General features: G+C 48.3%; 2 protein-coding genes. Both read right to left on the bottom strand.

Annotated features, from left to right (window positions below):
- Positions 1 to 126, bottom strand: a 126-nt coding sequence (locus LKX83_RS34600) for a YokU family protein (protein ID WP_227887384.1), incomplete at its 3' end; no start/stop codon positions are given.
- A 19-nt stretch (positions 127 to 145) separates the two neighbouring features.
- Positions 146 to 283 carry a hypothetical protein gene (locus LKX83_RS34595; protein WP_370639173.1) on the bottom strand — a complete coding sequence of 46 codons (138 nt, stop codon included), beginning with the start codon at positions 281 to 283 and terminating at the stop codon, positions 146 to 148.
- Between the last annotated feature and the right edge of the window lie 11 nt (positions 284 to 294).

Below are 294 nucleotides of genomic sequence, written 5' to 3'. Positions count from 1 at the left end.
GCAATTCGGACAATCCACAGAAGGGATGCTTTGAATTTGCACGGTGGCTTTTCCGTCCGGTGTTACCCAGTAGCAATCCAGTCGGCCTTCTTTCGCTTCCTCAGTCTCACACCAGATGCATTTCATAAACGTTCCCCCTTGCTGCTTATTTGTTGTCCTTTGCTTTTGCTAATTTTGCTTTCATCTCGTCGCGTTTATCGCGGCGGTCTTTAAGCGATGCATGGTCGTCTGCTTGCTGATAGTTTTGGCGCTTATTCATGCGTCGCAGTCCTTCCGGAACCAGATTGAACTTCT

The organism is Cohnella baijiui (assembly GCF_020731285.1).
In the GTDB taxonomy this organism is placed as follows: domain Bacteria; phylum Bacillota; class Bacilli; order Paenibacillales; family Paenibacillaceae; genus Cohnella.
Note: the sequence above shows the minus strand (reverse complement) of the source record. Positions and strands in the feature narration are given on the sequence as shown.